The sequence below is a fragment of the Pseudomonas sp. SG20052 genome (genome assembly GCF_031766055.1).
GTDB classification, from domain to species: domain Bacteria; phylum Pseudomonadota; class Gammaproteobacteria; order Pseudomonadales; family Pseudomonadaceae; genus Aquipseudomonas; species Aquipseudomonas mandelii.
The window spans coordinates 1,972,034-1,993,758 of record NZ_CP134498.1 but is presented as its reverse complement, the minus strand read 5'-3'; the positions used below and the strand labels follow the sequence as shown (position 1 = coordinate 1,993,758).

The following is a 21,725-nucleotide window of genomic DNA, read 5'->3' as shown; positions in this document are numbered from 1 at the left end:
GAGGCTTGCCTGCGAAGAGGCCATCACATTCACCGCAATAACAAGGGAACAACCCATGCCCGGACTCAGCAAAATCCTCATCGCCAACCGCGGTGAAATCGCCTGCCGCATCCAGCGCACCGCCCACGCCCTGGGCTACCGCACCGTCGCCGTATTCAGCGATGCCGACGCCGACGCCCTGCACGTCCAAATGGCCGACGAAGCGGTCAACATCGGCCCGGCCCCGGTGCAGCAGTCCTACCTGAACATCCCGGCGATCATCGACGCCGCCCGGCGCAGCGGTGCCGACGCGATACACCCCGGCTACGGCTTTCTCTCGGAAAATGCCGAATTCGCCTTCGCCTGCCAAAACGCCGGCATCACCTTCATTGGCCCGAGCCCCGAAGCAATCGAATTGATGGGCAGCAAGCGCCTGTCGAAACTCGCCATGCTCGCGGCCGGCGTGCCCTGCATCAAAGGCTATCAGAGCGCCGAACAGGACGATGCGACCCTGAGCCGCGAAGCCGCACGCATCGGCTATCCGCTGATGATCAAGGCCAGCGCCGGCGGCGGCGGACGCGGCATGCGCCTGGTGCACAGCGCCGACGATTTGCTGGAACAGCTGCGAACCGCGCGCTCCGAAGCCCTGCACGGGTTTGGAAGCGACGAACTGATTCTCGAACAAGCGCTGATCGATCCGCGCCATGTCGAAATCCAGGTGTTCGGCGACCAGCACGGCAACCTGATCTACCTCGGCGAACGCGACTGTTCGATCCAGCGTCGCCACCAGAAAGTCATCGAAGAAGCACCCTGCCCGGTGATGACCACCGAGTTGCGCCAGGCCATGGGCGAAGCGGCGTTGAAGGCTGGGCGCGCGGTGAATTACGTGGGCGCCGGCACCGTTGAGTTTTTGCTGGACGCGCGCGGGCAGTTCTACTTTCTGGAGATGAACACCCGGCTGCAAGTGGAGCACCCGGTGACCGAATTGATCACCGGCCTTGATCTGGTGGCCTGGCAGCTGCACGTCGCCGAGGGCCTGCCGCTGCCGTTGAGCCAGGAAGAAGTGCAGCTCAACGGGCATGCCATGGAAGTGCGTTTGTACGCCGAAGATCCGGCCCAGGGCTTTTTGCCACAAACCGGGCGAGTCGAGGCGTGGGAGCTGGCGTTGCAAGACGGTGTGCGGATCGATCACGGTTTGATCGAAGGCCAGAACATCAGCCCGTTCTACGATCCGCTGCTGGGCAAGATCATTGCCCACGGAGCCACCCGTGAAGAAGCGCGGCGCAAACTGCTGCGGGCGGTGCAGGACAGCGTGTTGCTGGGCGTGCAAAGCAATCAGCACTTGCTCGCCAGCCTGCTGCAACACCCGCAGTTCATCAGCGGCGAGTTCAGCACCGGGTTTATCCCGAGCTGTTTCGCCGACCATCCTTGTCTGCATCCGAAGGTGCCGAGCGTCGAAGAACTGGCCATTGCGGCGGCGTTGTTCTTTCACGCCTCGGCGCAGGCTCACCGTGCCCCGCTGGCCGGTTGGCGAAACAACGCCAGCGTGCCCCTGCATCTGCGAATAGGCCTGGAGGATCAGGACTGGCCAGTGGAACTGAACGCAGCGCCTGACTCACCGTACCGCTTGCAAGTCGGCAGCCGAACCCTCGAATTGAAGGTCATTCAGTGCGACGGGCACTGGGCAACCCTGATGATCGACGGCATCCGCCAACGCCATGCCTACCGCCTCGCGGGCGGGCAACTCTGGCTGTTCACCCGCCCCGGCAGCCTGCGTCTGGTCGATCGGACCCAAGCCTTGGTCAGCAGCCAGGCCAGTGTCAGCTCCGGCACCCTCAAGGCCCCCATGGACGGGGCGATCGTCGACGTACTGGTCAGCGAGGGCAGCCCGGTCAGCAAAGGTCAACTGCTGGTGGTGCTCGAAGCGATGAAAATGGAGCACCCACTCAAATCAGGGATCGACGGCGTGCTTAAACGCTTGAAGGTGCGAGTCGGCGATCAGGTCAAGAATCGTCAAATTTTGTTGGAGGTCGAATAAGCCGCTAGGCGGATCCGCCGGCTTTGGCTACGCTCAAGCCCTATCAGGACGCGGATACCAGGAACCCTGCGATGCCTCACTGGCTGGTGATCGATCTGGAAGCCACCACCGATGACGGTGGCTGGCCAGTTACGGAAATGGAAATCATCGAAATCGGTGCCACCCTGGTGGACCGAAAAGGGCGCGAGGTGGATTGTTTCCAGTGCTTCGTTCGGCCACTGCGTCGGCCTTTGCTGACGCCGTTTTGCCGGGAGCTGACGCACATCACTCAGGCCAACGTCGACGCAGCGCAGACGCTGGTTGAGGTCTGGCCGTCATTCGAGCAATGGCTCGTGCGCCATCAATCGGAACTGGAGGGCTGGGCCAGTTGGGGCGATTACGATCGCAAGCAACTGCTTCAGGAATGGCAGCGACTGCACCTGTGCAGCGTGCTTGAGAAAGTGCCGCACATGAATCTCAAACAGCGCTTTGCCAAGGCCCGGCGCCTGGAACGCCCGCTGGGGCTCAACGGCGCGCTGCAACTGGCGGGCATGCAGTTCAATGGCCAACAGCATCGGGCGCTGGAAGATGCGCGCAATACGGCGCGCCTGTTGCCACAGGTTCTCCCGCCAGAGAGGTGACGGCGTTCAAGGCCTTGTGCATACTGGCCGGCCCTTTTTAGCCCTTTTCGAGGAATCGCCCATGTTTAAAGTCAACGAGTACTTCGACGGCACCGTCAAGTCGATCGCCTTTGGCACCGCTGAAGGTCCTGCGACCATCGGCGTCATGGCTCCGGGCGAATACGAATTCGGCACCAGCCAGCGTGAAATAATGCACGTGGTGACCGGCGCCCTCACCGTCAAACTGCCTGACAGCACCGATTGGGAAACCTTCGCCGCCGGCAGCCAGTTCAACGTGCCTGCCAACAGCAAGTTCCAGCTGAAAGTGGCCGTCGACACCGCTTACCTGTGCGAATACCGCGGCTAAACCCCCGGGTTTTCACAGCGACAAAAAAATGCCCGGGCCCCTTAGGACCTGGGCATTTTTTATTTCGTGTGTTTATTCCAGGATCGTCACTGGCATGCCGACTTCAAGTTGGCCATTGCTGTCGTTGACCAGGTTCTGTCCGAACATTGCACCGTCCGCCTGGGAACGGTATTTCTGCAACGTGGCCAGAGGCTCGCGATCACTGCTGCGCTCACCGGTTTGCGGGTCGATGGTGGTCAGGATGCAGCGCGAACAGGGCTTGACCACGCGGAACTCAACATCCCCGATGCGAATACGCTTCCAGTTGTCCTCGGCAAACGCCTCGCTGCCCTCGATCACCAGGTTTGGTCGAAAGCGCAGCATTTCCAGCGGGCGCCCGACATTTTTCGAGAGGTCTTCCAGGGACGCCTGCCCGATCAGCAACAGCGGGAAGCCATCGGCGAACGCCACTTGATCGTCATTCCGGCCGTAGCCCGCTTGTGTGGTGCGCGCGCGATCCAGAGGAATTTGCACCAGGCGCGTCGGCTTTCCAATGAACTCACTGACCCAGGCGCCGGCTTCATCGCCGGCATCGGGCACGCGCAGGCTGTCTTTGAAGATCGTCACGCCCCGCAGTTCAGCGCCGCTGCCCGGCAAGGCAATATCGATTGCCGGGCGCCCGGGTGCACTGAGGGTCAAGCCGCCGTCAGCATTCCATAACGCCGACAGCTGGCTCATCTTCCCCACCGTGCGCTGGGTCAGGAAGCGCCCATTGGCCTCGTCCACGAGCATCCAGCGTCGGTCACCGTCCAGCCCCAGTTTGTCGAGACAAATCTGCTGCAGGGCCTCGGCCTTGCCGGATTTCAACGGATAACGGTAAAGCGCGCTCAGACGCAACATGGCCAGCTCCCTGGTGGGCAAAAAATGCCACCCTATACGAGCTTGGTCGCCGAATCAAAGGCAGAAAACCGATCTCTGTTTACCTTGTGGGGGCGGGCCTGTTCGCGAAGGCGATGTATCAGCCAATATCAATGTTGACAGTGATGGCTTCTTCGCGAGCAGGCTCGCTACAGGTTGATCGTGTGCAGCCTAAATCGTGTCAGGCCGGCACTTCGTCGAGCATCAGGCGCTGACGCACCACGTCGACGAGTTTGTCGGGCTGGAACTTGGAGAGGAAATTGTCGCAGCCGACCTTCTTGACCATAGAGTCGTTGAAACTGCCCGACAGCGACGTATGCAGCACCACGTAGAGGCCACGCAAGCGCGGGTCGTTGCGGATTTCGGTGGTCAGGCGATAGCCGTCCATTTCCGGCATTTCCGCGTCGGTAAAGACCATCAGCAGTTTGTCGGTCATCGACACGCCCGTATCGGCCCAGGCCTTGAGCATGTTCAGCGCCTTCAAGCCGTCGCTGGCGATGTGCATCTTCACGCCCAACTGGCCCAGGGTGTCGCGCAGTTGCGACAGGGCAACGTTGGAGTCATCCACCAACAGCACTTCACGACCACGGGCGCGCTCCAGCACCGGGTCGTCGAGTTTCTCGCGCGAGACCTTGGCGTTGTACGGCACGATTTCGGCCAGGACTTTTTCGACGTCGATGATTTCCACCAACTGATCGTCGACCTTGCTGATGGCGGTCAGGTAATGCTGGCGGCCGGCGCTGGCCGGCGGCGGCAGAATGGCTTCCCAGTTCATGTTGACGATGCGGTCTACGCCGCCAACCAGGAACGCCTGCACTGAACGGTTGTACTCGGTGACGATGATCGTACTGGTAGGGCCAGGCACCAGCGGACGCATGCCGATGGCCTGGGACAGGTCAATCACCGGCAACGTCTGCCCACGCAAGTTGACCACGCCGCAGACAAACGGATGGCGCTGGGGCATTAGGGTCAGCTTCGGCAGTTGCAACACTTCCTGCACTTTAAAGACGTTGATCGCGAACAATTGCCGACCGGCCAGCCGGAACATGAGAATTTCCAGGCGATTCTCACCCACCAGTTGTGTGCGTTGGTCTACCGTGTCGAGAATGCCGGCCATTAATGACTCCTGGGCTTGTTCTGATGAATTCACTAAAGAGGGTTATCGGCAGTTTTGGCCAGACCTTGACCCTGAGACAAAATGCCATGATCGGGCATTGATGTCACATTAACATCATGCTTTACTGGCGCTGCGATTTCATCTGCTTCATCCCCTGCGGCGCGACCTCGGTTTGCACGTTAGGTTCCCCTGTATAAGGGATTCCCCTAGTAACAATCAGGCCCAACCTGATATTCGCAATATCCAATAGCCATTAATGTGACGCCATTCTCATTGCATGAACGGAGTCAGGCTTTTGTGTGCGATCGCAGGTAAGTGGCCATCCACCCTCTCGAGTTCCCCAGCCTGCGCCCAGGCCAGCCGGAGCGCGATCTCATGCCGGCACGGCAGCGCCGGGACGCTGGACGTCTTCGTCGACACACACGACATCCCCTCATTTGACATGACGTTGTGGAGATAAGCATGCCGAACGACACTAAACAGTGGGCTCAGCGCTTTCCGGAGTTCCTCGTCGAGGCTGAAACACTCCTGGCCAAATCGGAAGAGTGCCTTAGCCATCTGCAGTTGATCAGCAATGACAAAGACGCAATCGATTGCATGCTCAGCAGCCTGCTTAAATTAGCGAGTAAGGCGGATGCCCTGGCCCTGGAGGCGGTTTCTGAATTTTCGCTGCACATCCATGGCTTGTTGAACCACGCACAAGGCCACATGGAACTGCACGACCAGGCCCTGTGTGCGTTGAAGGACTGCTTTACGTTGATGGCCTGGCAACTCGAACTCATCGATCAGACCACCGGCCAACTCAGCCTGGATGAAAGTGAACAGACTTCCCTGATTGAAGCCTTTGCGTTTCAGGTCGGACAAAGTCATTTCCAGCCTCCGGTTAATTCCAAACCCTTCACGCTTGTTTCCTATTCGGAGCGGCAGGCTTAATCCGCCAGATAACCAAGCCTTATTGCGTAATATCATTGTCATGATGCTGCTCATTAATTGGGGTGTGCTCATGTCAACGACAGCTCGATACAAATAACTATTCCCTCCGTTAAACTTTTTCCATTATGGAACTATCGTCCGAAACCCCTAATTCCTGACTGAATAGACATATATACCGAACGCGACCAACGGTAGCTTAAATGGTATTATGCCGACCATTAGTTGACGCCATTCTAATGTCAAAGTGACTCCAGACGAGTGCAGGCCGAATTTGAAGGTGCTGTCAGCCCCCGCCCTGGATTGCACGGCTAGAGACGAGTCACTACAGATTTCAGACAGAGACCCGTCATCCACGATGGCCGGTCTGCCCGCAGCGAACATCCATTGGCTCCATCCGCTATGTACGCCAGCCTCAAGTCATTCACCCCACGGCTCCCCTCCCAAAAAAATGCGCGGCGGTTAACGCTTTTGCTGTGCACCGCCTCGGCACTCGGCAGCCTGCTGGTTTTCAGCTTGTCTGCTTCAGTGCCGATGAGTCTGCTGGTACTGAACATGGCGGCACTTGGCTGCGTATGGGTACAACATTTCCTGTCGAGCAAATCAATAAAATTTCAGCCACAAGAACTAGCCGATCGTCTACTTGAGGTCCAGGAAAATGAACGTCATCGTCTCAGCAGGGAACTACATGACGACATCGGCCAGTTGCTGACCGCGGCAAAACTTCAAAGTGAATGGCTCAAACGCCGGATGCCTGAAGACATGCAAGGCCAGTGCACGGTGCTCTGCGACACACTGGACGAAACCCTTGCCAAGGTTCGCGATGTCTCGGCCATTCTCAATCCCAGGCAGTTGGCCAGCCTCGGACTTGAAGCCAGCCTGCGTGCGCATTTGCTCAAGACCCTGGCCAATACTTCAATTCACTGGAGCCTGGAATGCCATCAACGCCTGACCGGCATACCGGAAGAAATGGCGGTGGCCGCCTTTCGAATCACCCAGGAAGCGGTGACCAATATTCTTCGCCATGCCGAAGCGAATAACCTGCTGATCCGCCTGCAACGCATGCCCCAGGGTTTGGCGCTGCTGATCAGCGACGACGGCCTGGGGTTCGCACCAGCCGCAGACCCCGGTCGAGAGGGGCAACGCGGGATGGCCGGGATGGTGGAACGGATCGATCAACTGGGCGGTACCCTGGTCGTGACCAGCGAGCCGGGCAAAGGCACTCAAATCGAAGCACTCTTTCCCTGGGCGCCCCGTGCGCTCGAACGGGCCAGTACGAATAAGGTTATGCATTGACTTGTAACTTACTTCTGGTGGATGACCACTCGCTTATCAGGGCAGGCGTGCGCGCTCTGGTGCTGGATATTCCCGGCTACGCGGTCATTGGTGAGGCCAATGACGGCTCGCAGCTACTCGAGATGGTCGAGAAGCTGTCCCCTGACATCGTTCTGCTGGATATCTCCATGAAGCAGACCGGCGGCCTTGAAGCCTTGCAGCGACTCAAGCAGGTCCGCCCGCAAAGCAAGGTGTTGATCCTGTCGATGCACACCGACCCGGCCCTGATCATGCAGGCGCTTGAGTCCGGTGCTCATGGCTATTTACTCAAAGACACCACGGCCACCGAGCTGGAACATGCCCTGGATGCCTTGCGCAACAACGAGCGTTACCTGAGCCCGGCCATTGCCCACACAGTTATCAACCAGGCACTGATCCGTAACCAGAAGCATCAACCCGAGGCTGCGGACTCACACAACCTGACGGCCCGCCAGCTGGAAATCCTGCGACTGATTGTTCGGGGCAAATCCACCCGGGAAATCGCCAATGGCCTGGGCCTCAGCATCAAAACCGTTGAAACCCACCGCTCGCAGATCATGAAGCGCCTGCAGATCTACGACGTGGCCGGCCTGGTGCTGTTTGCCGTGCGCGAGCAAATCATCAGCCTGGACGACTGACCGTTTTCGAAGCGCTCAGCAGAGGCGAATTCTGCGGCAAATGCACGCGCAATGCCGCTGGACGCGCCGAGAATCGCAGGCTCTCGCCCTCGATAGGTTCGCCATCCAGATTGATGTAGAGGCCTTCCGCAACTTTGATCTCGACCCATGGCAGGCGAGCTCGCACAAACATGTTGTCGATGCCGAAGCCATCGGCCAGCAGCGTTTTCAACGTACCGACCACTTCCTGCGGCGCCGGCAAAATGCTGATATCCAGCAGCCCATCGTCAGCCAGCGCCTCCGGGCACAGTACATGACCACCGCCAGCCTGCCGGCCATTGCCGATACCCAACGCCAAAAGCTCACCACTCCAATGAAAGTCCGGCCCCTGCAACTCGCCGTAGGCAGCATGCAGTTCGCTGAAGCGCGACAACCCGGTGAACAGATACGCCGCGCCCCCGAGGACTTTCTTCAAGTCTTCCGAGGTATTCGCCGTGACCTGACTGCCAAAGCCGCCGGTGGCCATGTTCAGAAAGACTTGACCGCCCACCTCGCCCAGATCGATCGCTTGCGGTGCAACCTCCAGAAGGTCCAGCGCCAGAGCGGGTTCGAGCGGCACACCGGCGGCACGCGCAAAATCGTTCGCGGTGCCCAGCGGCATCAGCACCAGACTGGCCTGCGTCGAATGCGCTGCCATGGCCTCAGCGATATCACGCAAGGTGCCATCACCGCCGCCGGCAATCAGTTGCGTATAGCCCGCGCTCAAGGCTTCTTCCACCAGCCGCTGCGCGTCACCCGCCTCCCAGGTCAGTCGGACGGCCAACTCCCAGCCCTGCTGGCGTTTAACGTCGACGGCCGCACGGACCTCCTCGTTGAGCGCCTGCTTGCCATGCAGAATCAACAGCGCTTTGCGCTCACTCATTATTGCCGCTCCCATGTTTGGACTCCGTATGAGAGATGTTGACCTCACCACCGCCTATAAAAGTCGCAGGGATTTGAATTTTTTTGAGCCGTACAGCCTTGTGGTCCTACAGCGCGGGAAATTTTCTTACAACATGTACGGAATCGGCTCAATTGACCAACCTTGGCGATTGGTACACCTTGAGGTCCGCGGCATCAGTCATCAACATTCAATACACAGGGATGTGAAAACCATGAGTAGACCTTCTTCAAGGGCCACACAAAGCGCAATCAACACCAGTGTCGGCCATCCAAAGGGCTTGAAGGCAAGGAGCGTTTCAGCCCATGCAAAGCCATGACATCAGGTTACCGATCAGTCAGGTCGCGCCATCGGCAGGCAATCGCGCCAATCATCAGGCTGAATTCAATAACAGCGCAAAAACCGCCGGAGGAGTTGATATGGAACCTCGCGTCATTGAACTCGAGACACACCTCAAATACATCCGAAGAGACATGGAAGAGGTCCGTGGCGATGTTAAATCCATCAAACACAGGCTGGCCTATTCTGCGGGTGGAACAGCCGTGGTCCTGGGGCTGCTGGGCTGGGTCGCCAACAGCCGCTTTGATCAGGTCGTGTCACTTCTGGTTCGTTAAACGCTAGCCATACACGCAAGCTCCGGCAAGATCTACCGGGCTTGCGTGACAAGACTTTCGCCAGAATCAGCTCAGGACTTCGCTCAGCGGAATGAAGTTCACGTCATCGCCTTCGATCAACGTGCGGTCTTCCAGTACTTCAACCAGACCATCAGCCCAAGCGGCACTGCGGAGCACCCCGGAGCTCTGATTCTTGTAGATGATTGCCCGACCATTCTCCAGGCGCCCACGCAAATACTCTCGGCGATTACCAGCCTTTGGCCAGTCGAATCCTGCAGGCACCTGAAACTTTAATGGCTCGACCTCTTTCACACCCTGGCGGCGCAAAAGATAGGGCCTGGCCAACAAGGCAAATGTAACCAGCGTCGACGCAGGGTTGCCGGGCAAACCAATCACGGGGACGCCGCGAAAATGACCGAACGTCAGCGGCTTGCCTGGTTTGATGGCGAGTTTCCACAGGGTCAACTCGCCCTCTTCGCGCAAGGCAATGCCCAGAAAATCGGCTTCTCCCACCGACACGCCGCCGGTAGAAAGGATCAAATCGACATCCTTCAATTCCCCAAGGCGGGCGCGAGTGGCCGCTAAATCATCGGGAAGAATTCCGGCATCGATCACTTCACAGCCCAAGCGCTGTAACCAACTGCACAGCAACACGCGATTACTGTTGTAAATCTGTCCCGGCCCGAGGGGCTGGCCCGGCTCTATCAATTCATCTCCAGTTGACAGGACTGCGACACGAACCTTGCGAACCACGTTCAGCTCAGCACATCCCAGCGACGCCGCCAGGCCCTGCTCGATAGGTCCCAGACGGGTGCCCGCCGGCAAAACAATTTCGCCAACGGTAGTTTCCTGGCCTTGCGGGCGAATATTTTGACCCGGGGTCATTGCCTCGATAAAACGAACGCGCTCGTCCGCCTGAACCTCGGCGTTCTCCTGCATCTCGACGCAATCGGCACCTGCCGGTACAGGCGCACCGGTAAAGATTCGGGCGCAGGTACCTGGCTTCAATGGTCCGGGTGCCTGGCCGGCGAAAATCTTCTGACTGACCATTAAGGGTTCGCCCGTCCAGTCAGCGACGCGCAAGGCATAGCCGTCCATGGCACTGTTCGGCCATGGCGGCAGATCAAGCGTCGAGACCAGGTCATCGGCCAGTATGCGACCTTCAACCTGTGCCAACGGCAAGCGCTCACGCTCACCTATCGTTGATGCCTCAGCCATTTCCAGCAAACGCGCCAGCGCGACTTCGACCGCCATCAAGCTACCGGCTTTGCCGGGCTTACCCACGGGATTCACAAGGTGCCGCCTGTTTAAGGTGAGCGACGAAATTGCAGGGACGGTGCCGCGAATCCAGCTGTTCGGCGAGAATGCCATCCCAGCCAGTGCGCACAGCATTGGTCGAACCCGGCAAACAGCAGACCAGCGTGCCATTGGCCAAACCCGCCAGGGCCCGGGACTGAACAGTCGAAGTGCCGATGTCCGCGACCGAAATCTGCCGGAACAACTCGCCGAAACCGTCGACTTGCTTGTCAAGCAGACAGCTCACCGCTTCCGGCGTGCTGTCGCGCCCCGTGAACCCGGTACCGCCGGTGATCAACACCACCTGCACGACATCATCGGCAATCCAGTTGGCGACTTGCGCGCGAATTTTGTAGAGATCATCTTTAAGCAAAACCCGAGCAGCCAGGTTATGGCCGGCAGCGCTCAAGCGGTCGACGAAAAGCTGCCCTGACGTATCGGTTTCCAGGGTGCGGGTATCGCTGACCGTCAACACCGCGATGTTGAGCGGCGCGAAAGGTACTTCAGCCTTGGCTTTCATAGGCTCGTCCAGTTGTAGGATAAACAGCTCGGTGTTATATCACAGCGCCCCGTTTTTTCGCCGCCCCCATGGAGACGTGCCATGACCTTGAGTACACATTTGCCGCCCTGCTCCATTCTGCTCCTGGCCGGTGGTCGAGGCCAACGCATGGGCGGCCAGGACAAGGGTTTGCTGGAATGGCATGGCGAGCCACTGATCGCGCACCTGCATCGCAAGACCCGCGCGCTGAGTGATGATCTGATCATCTCCTGCAACAGGAACCTGGAAAAATATGCGCCTTTTGCCGACCAGTTGGTCCATGACGATGAAGGCGACTTCCCGGGACCCTTGGCCGGTATTCGCGCCGGCCTCAGGGCCGCCCGCCACGCCTGTCTGCTGGTGTTGCCGTGCGATGTGCCGCGCATCGATGCGGCCCTGCTCCAGAGCATGCGCGAAACCGCCCGCCAGCATCCGGACAAACCGCTGATGCTGCGCCATAACGAACACTGGGAGCCGTTGCTGTGCATCATCCCGGTGGCGCTTTCGGCAGCGTTTGAAAGAGCCTGGAATGAGGGCGAACGCAGTCCGGGACGCCTCATGCGCAAATTGGGCGCTACCGCCCTGCAATGTCCCGATAACGATCCTCGCCTGGCCAACCTCAACACGCCGGAGCTGTTAAGTGCACACAACACTGTGTCAGACTGACACGAGAAGGAACTTGCGCGCGTTGCATACGTCTCAAGCTCAGTAACCAAAAGAATTCATATTCGGAGACACACTCATGACTCAACGGACCCTCGCCACTCTCATGCTCGCACTGGGCCTTGCAACCCTCGCCGGTTGCGCATCGCCTACAGTGATCACCTTGAATGACGGTCGCGAAATCCAGGCCGTCGACGCGCCAAAATACGATGACGAATCGGGTTTCTACGAGTTCGAACAGCTTGATGGCAAACACACCCGCATCAACAAAGATCAGGTTCGTACCGTTAAAGAGTTGTAATCGTTACGGCACCACCGGATACAGAAAAGCCCGCTTGATGCGGGCTTTTTCGTGCCTGATGCACTGTGATCACCATTGCAGGGTGATGGTGCTCTCGAATTCACGTGGCTGGCCTGTGACCGGGTCGACAAACCGCAAACCCTGAGCCAGCAGCTTCAAGGGATTGGCATAGTCGTCCTCGACATCCTTGAGCACCTGCGGGTAGAACGGGTCGTTGCAGATACTGGCGCCCAAAGCAGTCATGTGCACCCGCAACTGATGTTTCTTGCCGGTCACTGGATAAAGTCCATAACGCCAGAGATCGCCGTTTTTCTCACGAACCTCAACTGCCGTCTCGGTGTTGCTGGTACCCGGACCTTCCTGCATGCGAAAGAATGGCTCGCCATCGACCAGCCGACTTTTATGAACCAGTGGAAAGGTGAGTTCAGGCAATGCGCGGGCGATTGCTTCGTAGCGTTTTTCGATATTCCGTGTAGGAAACAATGACTGGTAAGCCGAGCGACTCTCAGGGTTCGCTGAGAACAACACCAGTCCCGCCGTGTGCCGGTCAATGCGATGCAAAGGCACAAGATTCGGGTTATCCAGGCGACGGATCAGCCGCCGCAACAACGTCTGCTCCACGTATTCCCCGGCAGGCGTCACTGGCAGAAAATGCGGCTTGTCCGCCACCACCAGATGCTCGTCGGCATACAGGATCGACTCGACCACCGGGATCGGTTTTTCGTCCGGCACCTCACGAAAGTAATGAATCCGCAGGCCTTCCTTGTAACGCAGATCCAGAGCGATCGGTTGACCGTGCCCGTCAAGCACGCGACCACGAGCAATCCTGTCCAGCCATTGTTCACGACCAATAGCGCTGAAGTGGTCGCACAGGCAATCGAGCACGGTCTGCCACGGACCCGGCGGCAAATAGAGCGTGCTGGCCTGGTTGTGCGAAGCAGAAAAAGATGAAGTGGACATACAAACGCTCTGACCCTCAATACAGGCCAGCATTATCCAACAGTGGCCGGAACGAACCTAGAAGAGAATCCTCACGCCGGTATCTGCTTGCGCGCCGCCGCTTCGGTGAACTCCTTGAGCCAGCGCAGCACATCGACCGCTTCCCAGCGGCCTGGATCATAAAGCGCGTACAACAAGCCCTGATAACCCACGACATCGAGCTGGCGGTGATAACCCGCGCGCTGGAACAACGCTTCGATTTCGGCAAAGCAGGTGTTGAAGTGCAGTTTGTTGAAGGGTGTTTTTCCTTCCGTGACCAGACCATCCAGACGCAATTCGAGGACCGCCTCGCGCACAACATCAACCGACATCCGGTTCACGCTGTTTTTCAATTGTTCGACATTGACCACGATCTTCCCCTCTCACGCCCGGTACTGCCTGCTCGAACCTGAAAACCAGGGGCGAACGGCAATATTACGAATAACTGTATGCGCATACAGTATCCGAAGAGCATCGGTTAAGCCAAGGGGATCATTCGCAAAGTTCGACAAACGGGACATCGCCAACCACAAAACCGCTTAACGCAGGAACGCCACCACCTCGTCGGCATTGAATGGCCAGCCCAGTTCAGCGCCGGTATCGACCCGCCGTAGCACCGGGATACGCAGGCTGTAAGCTTCAAACCATGTTTCATCTTCAGCGATATCCACCAGCTCCACCAGCAGACCACGTTCGACAAACTCCATCAGCATGGCTTCGGCCACTTCACAGAGGTGGCACCCAAGGGTGCCGAACAACTGACATTCAGGAAGCATGAGCGCTCAACCTAAAAAATTAAGAACCTATTCTAGGCTTGCTCCGAAAAGCCGTCGAGCCGGTGAATTTTCTGCCCTTGAGCACAAATCGCAATGGGCGGCGGTAAAACCCTGACGCATATCAGTCGCTCCAGCGGCCAATTACGTGATGCTCAGGTTTTTTTTACTTCTACGCTTGAGTAGCCAGCCCCTCACCGGAGTTTTTCGTGTTCGCCAACCTCTTGATCATACTCGCCTCCTCCCTGGTGGTGATTGCATTGTTCCAGCGCCTGCGTTTGCCTCCGGTGCTGGGCTATCTGTGCGTAGGGCTGATGATCGGGCCGACGGCGTTCAACTGGGTGAATGAAAGCGAAGAGTTGCCGGACCTGGCCGAGTTGGGCGTGGTGTTTCTGCTGTTCTCCCTTGGGCTGGAGTTTTCCCTGTCGAAGATGATCGAGCTGCGTCGGGTGGTGTTCGGCCTTGGTAGCCTGCAAGTGTTGGTGTCCGGGATTTTGATGGGGGCATTGCTGATGCTGTTCGGCATGCCGACGACGCCCGCGTTGTTACTCGGTGCCGGTCTGTCGCTGTCTTCTACGGCCATAGTCAGCAAGGAGCTGAGCAGCCTCGGCGAGATATTCAGCAGTCACGGCCAGAATGCCATCGCCGTGTTGCTGTTCCAGGATGTGGTGGCGGTGCTGTTGCTGACCCTGGTGCCGGTGTTCGCCGGCAACAGCGATCAAGCCTGGTATTGGGCATTGCCGTTGACGCTGGGCAAGACCCTGGTGCTGTTCGGTGGTTTGCTGCTGGCCAGTCGATGGTTGTTGCCCCGCCTGTTCCATGAAGTTGCCGCCGCCCGCTCCCCGGAGCTGTTCGTGCTGCTGGCGCTGGTCATCGTTTTGCTGACCGCGTGGCTGACTCACCTGCTCGGTCTCTCCCCTGCCCTGGGTGCATTTCTCGCCGGCATGCTGCTGGGGGAAAGCCACTATCGGCACCAGATCGAGGCGGACATCCGACCGTTCCGCGACATCTTGCTCGGGTTGTTTTTCGTCAGCATCGGCATGCTGATCGACTTGCAGCTGTTTGTCAGCCACGGCCTTATGGTTCTCGGCCTGACGCTTGGGTTACTGCTCATCAAGGGCACAGTGGTCGCGCTGCTGGTCAAATGGCGCGGCAGCGACGGCGAAACCGCCTGGCGCAGCGGCCTTGCATTGGCTCAGGGTGGCGAGTTCTGCTTTGCCTTGATGGCGCAGATGCAGCAAAACAAACTGATGCCTGCCGACTTCGGAGGTCTTCTGCTGGCCGCGACATTCTGCTCGATGCTGGTGACACCGTTGTTGCTGCGCGCCGCCCCCCACATTGCGACACGCCTGCATCGCAAGCCCAACGAAGAAGCAAAACTGGCAGAAATCAGCGCGCTTAACGCCGACTTGCACAACCACGTTGTGATTTGTGGCTACGGTCGCGTGGGTCAGTCGATCGGCCGCGCGTTGCGCAACGCGCGCCAACCTTACCTTGCGCTGGACACCGATCCGGTGCGTGTCCAGGAAGCTGCCGTGGATGAAACCTGTGTGCATTACGGCGACTCGCGGCGCGGTGAACTGCTGCTCGCGGTCGGGCTGGCGCGGGCCAGGCTGCTGGTGATTGCCGTGGACCAGACCGACATCGCGCTCTTGATTCTCCAGGAAGCGCGCCGATTGAACTCGAAGATTCCGATCCTGGTACGCACTCGAGACGACAGCCAACTGACCGAGTTGAAAGCGGCCGGCGCCAGCGAAGTCGTGCCCGAGCTGTTGGAATCGAGCCTGATGCTCGCCTCCCACGCCCTGATCATGCTGGGTTTACCCGCGCATCAGGTACAGGAGCGGGCCGACCAGATACGGCATGATCGTTATCGTCTGCTGCACGGTTTTTATCCCGGGAGCGACGATGAAGAAAAGTGAATCAGTCCTGGCTCACGGCGCCGATCTTGTGCACCGACAAGTCCGCACCGTAATACTCCTCTTCCTGGCTCAGGCGCAGACCATGCAACGCCTTGATCCCGCCGTACACCACAAAACCACCGAGCAACGCGACGATCACACCCAACGAGGTGCCGATCAACTGGCTGATCAGGCTCACCCCACCCAGACCACCCAATGCACTCTGACCGAAGATGCCGCAGGCGAGTCCTCCCCAGACACCACACAAACCATGCAACGGCCAGACACCCAGCACATCGTCGATGCGCCATTTGACTTGAGCCGCGGTGAAGCACCAGACGAACAGGGTCCCGGCGATCACACCGGTGACCAGCGCGCCCACCGGGTGCATCAGGTCGGAACCTGCGCAGATCGCCACCAACCCGGCCAGTGGACCATTATGCAGAAACCCCGGGTCGTTGCGTCCGACGATCAGTGCCGCCACGGTGCCGCCGACCATGGCCATCAGCGAGTTCACCGCGACCAATCCGCTGACGCCTTGCAGCGTTTGGGCGCTCATGACGTTGAAGCCAAACCAACCGACGATCAGGATCCACGAACCCAATGCCAGGAAGGGAATGCTCGACGGTGCGAACGCCACCAGCCGCCCTTCGCGATAACGCCCTTGCCTGGGGCCGAGCAACAACACCGCCGCGAGGGCCAGCCATCCGCCCATGGCGTGGACCACGACCGAGCCCGCGAAGTCATGGAAGCTGGCGCCAAATTGTTCCAGCAACCAGGCTTGCAGCCCGAAGTTGCCGTTCCAGATCATGCCTTCAAAGAACGGGTAGATGAACGCCACGATCAGCGCCGTCGCACACAACTGCGGAACGAATCTGGCGCGCTCGGCAATGCCTCCGGAAATGATCGCCGGAATCGCCGCCGCGAAGGTCAGCAGAAAGAAAAACTTAACCAGCCCGTAGCCATGATCCGCATTGATCACCGCCGCTGGTTGCATGAAGGTGACCCCGTAGGAAATCCAATAGCCTATAAAGAAGTAGGCCAGGGTCGAAATGGCGAAGTCGCTGAGAATCTTCGACAAGGCGTTGACCTGATTCTTTTGTCGAACCGTGCCGACTTCAAGAAAGGCAAAACCGGCGTGCATGGCCAGAACCATGACCGCACCGATAAGAATGAACAACGTATTGGAGCTATGGACCAGACTGTCCACAGCGCTTTGCAGATTTTCCATGGGTTGGCAGACCTGAAGGCTAAAAGGCACCAAAGCGGTTCGCGCAGAGAATTTGTGCACCAAGTTGCGGCTCGCAGGATCAAGGCATTGATCCCCATGAACCGCTTTGGCGCACAAGGCTGAAACCTAGACGCGAGTTTTAATTGTTTGAATCAGGGTTTTCCTGAAATCATGCCCGGCAACAGCGCAACGGCGCGGGCTGATGCACCATGACATAGCAAAAGTTGTACCAGTCATTTGTACTGAACCTTCACATAACGCTCATACTCGAACGCTTCAGAAGCCAATTACGGAGATCACCAATGGCCCGCATCAAAGCAAAGACTGCTCAAGATATCCTGATGAACGACTTTCAGACTCTGGTCAACGACACCGAGCGGTTGCTGGAACACACCGCAACCCTGGCTGGCGATCAGGCCGATGAACTGCGCGCCCAGATCCACGACAGTCTGCTGCGTGCCCGCGAAACGTTGAAGCTGACCGAAGACTCCCTGCGCGAACGCGGCCAGGCTGCCGTTACCGCTGCCGAAGATTACGTGCAGACCAATCCATGGCAATCGGTCGGGATTGCGGCGGGTGTCGGTTTTCTGATTGGCCTGCTGGCCACTCGGCGCTGATATGTCTATCGGTGAATCCAGCTCGTCCGCGACGGGCACAAGCTCTTCATCGCGGCGCCTGGGTGCCGCTTTTCTTGGACTGTTGCACAGCCATGTCGAACTGTTCGGCATCGAGTTGCAGGAACAGAAAGCGCGCACCGTAAGCCTGTTGCTGTTTGCAGGCCTGGCGCTGGTCTTTGCGTTGCTGTTGCTGGTGGGCTTGTCGACGCTGGTGCTGATTCTGTTCTGGGACACCTACCGTCTGCCAGCGATCATCGGACTCTGTGTGTTCTACACCCTGGCTGCAGTTTTTTGCGCCATGCGCCTGAAAGCAGCGATTTTCGATGAGTCCTCACCCTTCCACGGCACCCTGGAAGAATTGGCCAACGATAGGGAGCGCCTGCTGCCATGAGCCTGCCTGAATTGCCCCATAACAGCTCTCGCACCGAAATGCGCAAGGCGCTGATACGCCTGCGCATGGAAATGCATCGCCAGGAAATCCGTCACGAATCCGCGCAATTGCTGCAACCCCTGCAGCGGGTACGCGGGATGACGAAAAACCTGCACGATGGCTTCGGCATCAAGCACGCCCCGCTCTGGGGCATGGCCGCCGTGACGCTGCTCGGTTTTCTAACCGGTAAAGGTGCCAAGAACGGCGGTACCGGCAGCCTGACCCGGCTGGTTCGCCTAGGCACAACGCTGGGCCCCCTGATCAAATTGGTCATGCAGGGTTCTTCGCGCAAAGACTGAATAGCCACTATCTGGCTGCATTCTTGCAACACCACCGGGATTAACCTCTTTATCGAGAGGTTCAATCCTGTGTGCCTACCCGGCGAACAGCTCAATCCAAAAACAAGACCTTACTAAGGAGGCCTCGTGATCGACGGGCAACCGCTCGCCTGCTTTCAGCCATTTATCGATACCGCCACAGGCCGTATCGCGGGTGTGGAAGCGCTGGGTCGACTGCGACAGGCCGACGGTCAACTGGCTTCGGTGGGGCCGTTGTTCGCCGACCCGCGAACACCCGCCATCGCCCTTCGTCGCCTTGACCGGCAGATCCGCGATAACGCGCTGAGCCGTTTGCATGAAGCGCCATCGGACTGGTTTCTGAGCCTGAACATATCACCGCGCTGGATCAACCGCTTACGGCCGGACCAGGCTCTACCGAGCCTCAAGCAATTGAGCCGACACAACGTCGATCCGCAACGCATCGTCTTCGAGATCACCGAACTGGGGGGCGACATCCAGCGCCTGGCCGACGTCGTGGCACGCTATCGACACGCCGGTGCACGGATCGCCATCGATGATTTTGGTGCCGGTTACTCGCAACTTGATCGCGTGCTGGCCCTGCAACCGGACATTCTCAAGCTCGATATGCGACTGTTCCAGGCCGCGGCATTGGGCGGCCCCAGTAGCGACGTGGTGAAAGCCCTGGCGCAAATGGCCGAGAAAACCGGGTGCTGGATCATTGCCGAAGGGGTGGAAACCGAAGATCAGCTCAATTTCGCCCTGGAGTGCGGCTCGCGTTACGTACAAGGATTTCTCTTTGCCCGGGCGCAGGAGGACTTCTTCGCCACCGACGCCTTTGTCGAACGTTTCGCGCAACTGCGCCAGCGTTATGTTCAGCAGAAACTGGGCGAACGCGGTCGACTGATGATCATGCGCCAGCAACTCTGCGAATTGATGGCGATCCTGCAAGCCTGGGCCCTGGCCCGTGCGCCGCTGAGCGCCCTGCCACAGCTGCAGGCGTTTCCATGGCTATTGCGCTTCTATCAATGCGACCGTCACGGCACCCAGTTGACGCCCAATCTGGAATGGCGCAACAACGGCTGGGAGTCCGATAACCGCTACCTGGGTCATAACTGGTCGTGGCGACCCTATTTCTATCAGTTGCTGGCCGAGGGCTGGGAAGAGCGGCGCCTGACACTGTCCACGACCTACCGCGATGCCACCAGCAATCAGTATTGCCTCACCGCCGGGCAATTTTTCGACAACGGCGAGCGACTGCTGCTCATCGACATCGACGCCGCCGGGCTCTAGTACCGCTTGCAGGCGCAGGCACGAACCCGGAAGCTAGAGGCTCAGTCACCTGACGGAGAGTCCAGCCTTGGATTGGCAAACCCTGCTTACCCGCGAACGCCTCGGAAAGCCTCTGCACAGCCCGGAAGAACTCGGCCGCAGCCCTTTTCACAAAGACCACGATCGCATCATCTTCTCGGGTGCCTTTCGCCGCCTCGGGCGCAAGACTCAGGTCCACCCGGTCACCAGCAACGATCACATCCACACACGCCTGACCCACTCGCTGGAAGTCAGCTGTGTGGGTCGATCGCTGGGCATGCGCGTCGGTGAGACCATTCGCAGCGCCTTGCCCGACTGGTGCGAACCGAGCGACCTGGGGATGGTGGTGCAATCGGCTTGCCTGGCCCATGACATCGGCAACCCACCCTTCGGGCATTCCGGCGAGGACGCGATCCGTCACTGGTTCCAGCAGGCCGCCGGCCGTGGCTGGCTGGACGCCATGAGCGACGTCGAACGCAATGACTTCCTGAACTTCGAAGGCAACGCCCAAGGCTTCCGGGTGCTCACCCAGCTCGAATACCATCAATTCGACGGCGGCACCCGGCTGACCTACGCCACGCTGGGCACTTATCTGAAATACCCGTGGACGGCAAAGCACGCCGATTCATTGGGCTACAAAAAGCACAAGTTCGGCTGCTATCAGAGCGAACTGCCGTTGCTGGAGCAGATCGCCCTTAAGCTCGGCCTGCCGCAACTGGAGGAACAGCGCTGGGCACGCCATCCACTGGTGTACCTGATGGAGGCTGCGGACGATATCTGTTACGCGCTGATCGATCTGGAAGATGGCCTGGAAATGGACTTGCTGGAGTACGCCGAAGTCGAGTCTTTGCTGCTCGACCTGGTGGGTGATGATCTCCCGGAAACCTATCGCCAACTGGGCCCGCTGGATTCGCGTCGGCGTAAACTGGCGATCCTGCGGGGCAAGGCCATCGAGCACCTGACCAATGCCGCCGCCCGGGCCTTCGTCGAGCAACAGGACTCGCTGCTGGCCGGCACGCTGCCCGGCGATCTGGTGGAGCACATGCATGGTCCGGCCAAGCGCTGCGTCTTGAATGCCAAAGACATGGCGCGCAAAAAGATCTTCCAGGACAAGCGCAAGACGCTGCACGAAATCGGCGCTTATACCACCCTCGAAATCCTCCTCAACGCATTCTGTGGCGCAGCACTGGAACAACACAACGGTCGAACACCGTCCTTCAAGAGCCGGCGCATCCTCGACCTGCTAGGCAACAATGCGCCTGATCCTCATGGTCCTTTACACACCTCGTTCCTGAGAATGATCGACTTCATCGCCGGCATGACCGACAGCTATGCCAGTCAAATGGCACTGGAAATGACCGGTCGCTCAAGCCACGGATAACCGTGCATCGTTCAGCCGCGTCAGGGCCTCCTGACCGGCTGATCGACGTTCTGCGCATTTCTCGTTTCAATCCGCGCGTCAGCAGAATCGCCCTACACCCTGTGCAGAGCCGACTGATCGAATGAACGGTCCGATCGCGAAACAATCACGCGCCCTCTGCTCGACAGATGAAGCATGAAAAAACCCATGTCTGAACACGATTGGCGCATCTTGCTGGTGGAAGACCACCCCTTCCAGCTCAGGGCCAACCAGCCAAATGGGAATGATCAGACAGGCCATTGTGCTGAGTAGTCTGACATCCATTGAACTGGACGCTCTTGAAAGAATAGCCGTCGAACACGGGCTGCCCTTGTTGGGCTATTTGATAAAACCCCTGAAACAATCAGACCTTAGAAACTTATTGACCTTGATTTCACTGTAAAAACTCTCCCAAACAAAGACACACTAAAAGACATTTAAACAACAATCTAATCCATTTCAAATCAATCTGTCCGACCCACCAAACGCACATACAACACCTTGACTGATCCTCATGCAAAACCTAGTTGATCCGTAGTCCGATTCTTCTTCGATTGTAGGATTTATCTTATATTGCCA

General features: G+C 58.5%; 24 protein-coding genes and 1 pseudogene. 16 read left to right on the top strand and 9 right to left on the bottom strand.

The features are described from left to right. The first annotated feature begins 55 nt into the window (after nt 1-55). The 3 genes from RHP74_RS09120 to RHP74_RS09110 all read left to right on the top strand — a co-directional run bounded on the left by RHP74_RS09120 (nt 56) and on the right by RHP74_RS09110 (nt 2,983). Complete coding sequence (locus RHP74_RS09120; protein ID WP_311098997.1) at nt 56-2,017, top strand: acetyl/propionyl/methylcrotonyl-CoA carboxylase subunit alpha; 1,962 nt, start codon at nt 56-58, stop codon at nt 2,015-2,017. 71 nt (nt 2,018-2,088) lie between these two features. Beyond that, on the top strand, nt 2,089-2,637 hold the full coding sequence (locus RHP74_RS09115) for an exonuclease domain-containing protein (protein ID WP_311098995.1): 549 nt from the start codon (nt 2,089-2,091) through the stop codon (nt 2,635-2,637). A gap of 61 nt (nt 2,638-2,698) precedes the next feature. Beyond that, nucleotides 2,699-2,983, top strand: a complete 285-nt coding sequence (locus RHP74_RS09110) for a pyrimidine/purine nucleoside phosphorylase (RefSeq protein WP_010461229.1) — start codon at nt 2,699-2,701, stop codon at nt 2,981-2,983. Between the two features lie 72 nt (nt 2,984-3,055). On the opposite strand, the gene RHP74_RS09105 is transcribed toward RHP74_RS09110, so the two are convergent. After that, nucleotides 3,056-3,862, bottom strand: a complete 807-nt coding sequence (locus tag RHP74_RS09105) for an MOSC domain-containing protein (protein WP_077747902.1) — start codon at nt 3,860-3,862, stop codon at nt 3,056-3,058. Nucleotides 3,863-4,061: 199 nt separating this feature from the next. After that, nucleotides 4,062-4,997, bottom strand: a complete 936-nt coding sequence (locus tag RHP74_RS09100) for a chemotaxis protein CheV (RefSeq protein ID WP_010461233.1) — start codon at nt 4,995-4,997, stop codon at nt 4,062-4,064. 462 nt (nt 4,998-5,459) lie between these two features. Here RHP74_RS09100 and RHP74_RS09095 point away from each other — a divergent pair, with 462 nt between their 5' ends. The 3 genes from RHP74_RS09095 (at nt 5,460) to RHP74_RS09085 (ending at nt 7,879) form a co-directional block, all read left to right on the top strand. Continuing rightward, the gene (locus RHP74_RS09095) at nt 5,460-5,930 is read left to right on the top strand and encodes a hypothetical protein (RefSeq protein ID WP_311100448.1); all 471 of its coding nucleotides are present in this window, start codon (nt 5,460-5,462) and stop codon (nt 5,928-5,930) included. Nucleotides 5,931-6,329: 399 nt separating this feature from the next. Continuing rightward, the gene (locus RHP74_RS09090) at nt 6,330-7,223 is read left to right on the top strand and encodes a sensor histidine kinase (protein ID WP_042932235.1); all 894 of its coding nucleotides are present in this window, start codon (nt 6,330-6,332) and stop codon (nt 7,221-7,223) included. After that, nucleotides 7,220-7,879 carry a response regulator transcription factor gene (locus RHP74_RS09085; RefSeq protein WP_010461240.1) on the top strand — a complete coding sequence of 220 codons (660 nt, stop codon included), beginning with the start codon at nt 7,220-7,222 and terminating at the stop codon, nt 7,877-7,879. The genes RHP74_RS09090 and RHP74_RS09085 overlap by 4 nt, the downstream gene beginning before the upstream one ends. Here RHP74_RS09085 and yegS read toward each other — a convergent pair. Next, the gene (gene yegS / locus RHP74_RS09080; protein ID WP_010461241.1) at nt 7,863-8,780 is read right to left on the bottom strand and encodes a lipid kinase YegS; all 918 of its coding nucleotides are present in this window, start codon (nt 8,778-8,780) and stop codon (nt 7,863-7,865) included. The genes RHP74_RS09085 and yegS overlap by 17 nt on opposite strands. A gap of 323 nt (nt 8,781-9,103) precedes the next feature. Between yegS and RHP74_RS09075 the strand changes: the two genes are divergently transcribed. Next, nucleotides 9,104-9,412, top strand: coding sequence for a hypothetical protein (locus tag RHP74_RS09075; RefSeq protein ID WP_077747906.1), 309 nt, complete (start codon nt 9,104-9,106; stop codon nt 9,410-9,412). Nucleotides 9,413-9,478: 66 nt separating this feature from the next. Here the strand turns inward: RHP74_RS09075 and glp are convergent, their stop codons facing one another. Next, entirely contained in the window at nt 9,479-10,705 is a 1,227-nt protein-coding gene (gene glp, locus RHP74_RS09070; protein WP_311098991.1) for a gephyrin-like molybdotransferase Glp, read from the bottom strand. Continuing rightward, nucleotides 10,689-11,228 (bottom strand): molybdenum cofactor biosynthesis protein B, encoded by a 540-nt coding sequence (gene moaB / locus RHP74_RS09065; RefSeq protein ID WP_221108814.1) that lies wholly within the window; start codon nt 11,226-11,228, stop codon nt 10,689-10,691. Before moaB ends, glp begins: the two co-directional genes overlap by 17 nt. A gap of 81 nt (nt 11,229-11,309) precedes the next feature. Between moaB and mobA the strand changes: the two genes are divergently transcribed. Both mobA and RHP74_RS09055 read left to right on the top strand, forming a co-directional pair. Then, a complete protein-coding gene (gene mobA / locus RHP74_RS09060) occupies nt 11,310-11,912 on the top strand; it encodes a molybdenum cofactor guanylyltransferase MobA (protein WP_010461248.1) in 603 nt (200 codons plus the stop codon). 76 nt (nt 11,913-11,988) lie between these two features. Continuing rightward, nucleotides 11,989-12,210 carry a YgdI/YgdR family lipoprotein gene (locus RHP74_RS09055; RefSeq protein WP_010461249.1) on the top strand — a complete coding sequence of 74 codons (222 nt, stop codon included), beginning with the start codon at nt 11,989-11,991 and terminating at the stop codon, nt 12,208-12,210. Nucleotides 12,211-12,279: 69 nt separating this feature from the next. Here the strand turns inward: RHP74_RS09055 and RHP74_RS09050 are convergent, their stop codons facing one another. From RHP74_RS09050 to RHP74_RS09040, 3 genes are all read right to left on the bottom strand, one after another. Next, on the bottom strand, nt 12,280-13,170 hold the full coding sequence (locus RHP74_RS09050; protein WP_010461251.1) for a pseudouridine synthase: 891 nt from the start codon (nt 13,168-13,170) through the stop codon (nt 12,280-12,282). 71 nt (nt 13,171-13,241) lie between these two features. Beyond that, nucleotides 13,242-13,559, bottom strand: coding sequence for a transcriptional regulator (locus RHP74_RS09045; protein ID WP_145308626.1), 318 nt, complete (start codon nt 13,557-13,559; stop codon nt 13,242-13,244). A 168-nt stretch (nt 13,560-13,727) separates the two neighbouring features. Next, nucleotides 13,728-13,964, bottom strand: coding sequence for a glutaredoxin family protein (locus RHP74_RS09040; protein WP_010461255.1), 237 nt, complete (start codon nt 13,962-13,964; stop codon nt 13,728-13,730). Between the two features lie 206 nt (nt 13,965-14,170). Here RHP74_RS09040 and RHP74_RS09035 point away from each other — a divergent pair, with 206 nt between their 5' ends. Next, nucleotides 14,171-15,883, top strand: coding sequence for a monovalent cation:proton antiporter-2 (CPA2) family protein (locus RHP74_RS09035; protein ID WP_010461257.1), 1,713 nt, complete (start codon nt 14,171-14,173; stop codon nt 15,881-15,883). A gap of 1 nt (nt 15,884) precedes the next feature. On the opposite strand, the gene RHP74_RS09030 is transcribed toward RHP74_RS09035, so the two are convergent. Then, a complete protein-coding gene (locus tag RHP74_RS09030; RefSeq protein WP_010461260.1) occupies nt 15,885-17,093 on the bottom strand; it encodes an ammonium transporter in 1,209 nt (402 codons plus the stop codon). A 302-nt stretch (nt 17,094-17,395) separates the two neighbouring features. Between RHP74_RS09030 and RHP74_RS09025 the strand changes: the two genes are divergently transcribed. The 6 genes and pseudogenes from RHP74_RS09025 to RHP74_RS09000 all read left to right on the top strand — a co-directional run bounded on the left by RHP74_RS09025 (nt 17,396) and on the right by RHP74_RS09000 (nt 21,549). After that, complete coding sequence (locus RHP74_RS09025) at nt 17,396-17,710, top strand: YqjD family protein (RefSeq protein WP_010461262.1); 315 nt, start codon at nt 17,396-17,398, stop codon at nt 17,708-17,710. A 1-nt stretch (nt 17,711) separates the two neighbouring features. After that, nucleotides 17,712-18,101 carry a phage holin family protein gene (locus tag RHP74_RS09020; protein WP_042932237.1) on the top strand — a complete coding sequence of 130 codons (390 nt, stop codon included), beginning with the start codon at nt 17,712-17,714 and terminating at the stop codon, nt 18,099-18,101. Beyond that, nucleotides 18,098-18,439, top strand: coding sequence for a hypothetical protein (locus tag RHP74_RS09015; RefSeq protein WP_010461265.1), 342 nt, complete (start codon nt 18,098-18,100; stop codon nt 18,437-18,439). Before RHP74_RS09020 ends, RHP74_RS09015 begins: the two co-directional genes overlap by 4 nt. Before the next feature lie 126 nt (nt 18,440-18,565). Further along, nucleotides 18,566-19,729: an EAL domain-containing protein gene (locus RHP74_RS09010; protein ID WP_169858169.1), complete on the top strand. Its 1,164-nt coding sequence runs from the start codon at nt 18,566-18,568 to the stop codon at nt 19,727-19,729. Between the two features lie 67 nt (nt 19,730-19,796). Then, complete coding sequence (locus tag RHP74_RS09005) at nt 19,797-21,128, top strand: deoxyguanosinetriphosphate triphosphohydrolase (RefSeq protein ID WP_010461269.1); 1,332 nt, start codon at nt 19,797-19,799, stop codon at nt 21,126-21,128. A gap of 186 nt (nt 21,129-21,314) precedes the next feature. Beyond that, nucleotides 21,315-21,549 (top strand): annotated as a pseudogene (locus RHP74_RS09000) (hypothetical protein). Nucleotides 21,550-21,725: the final 176 nt, after the last annotated feature.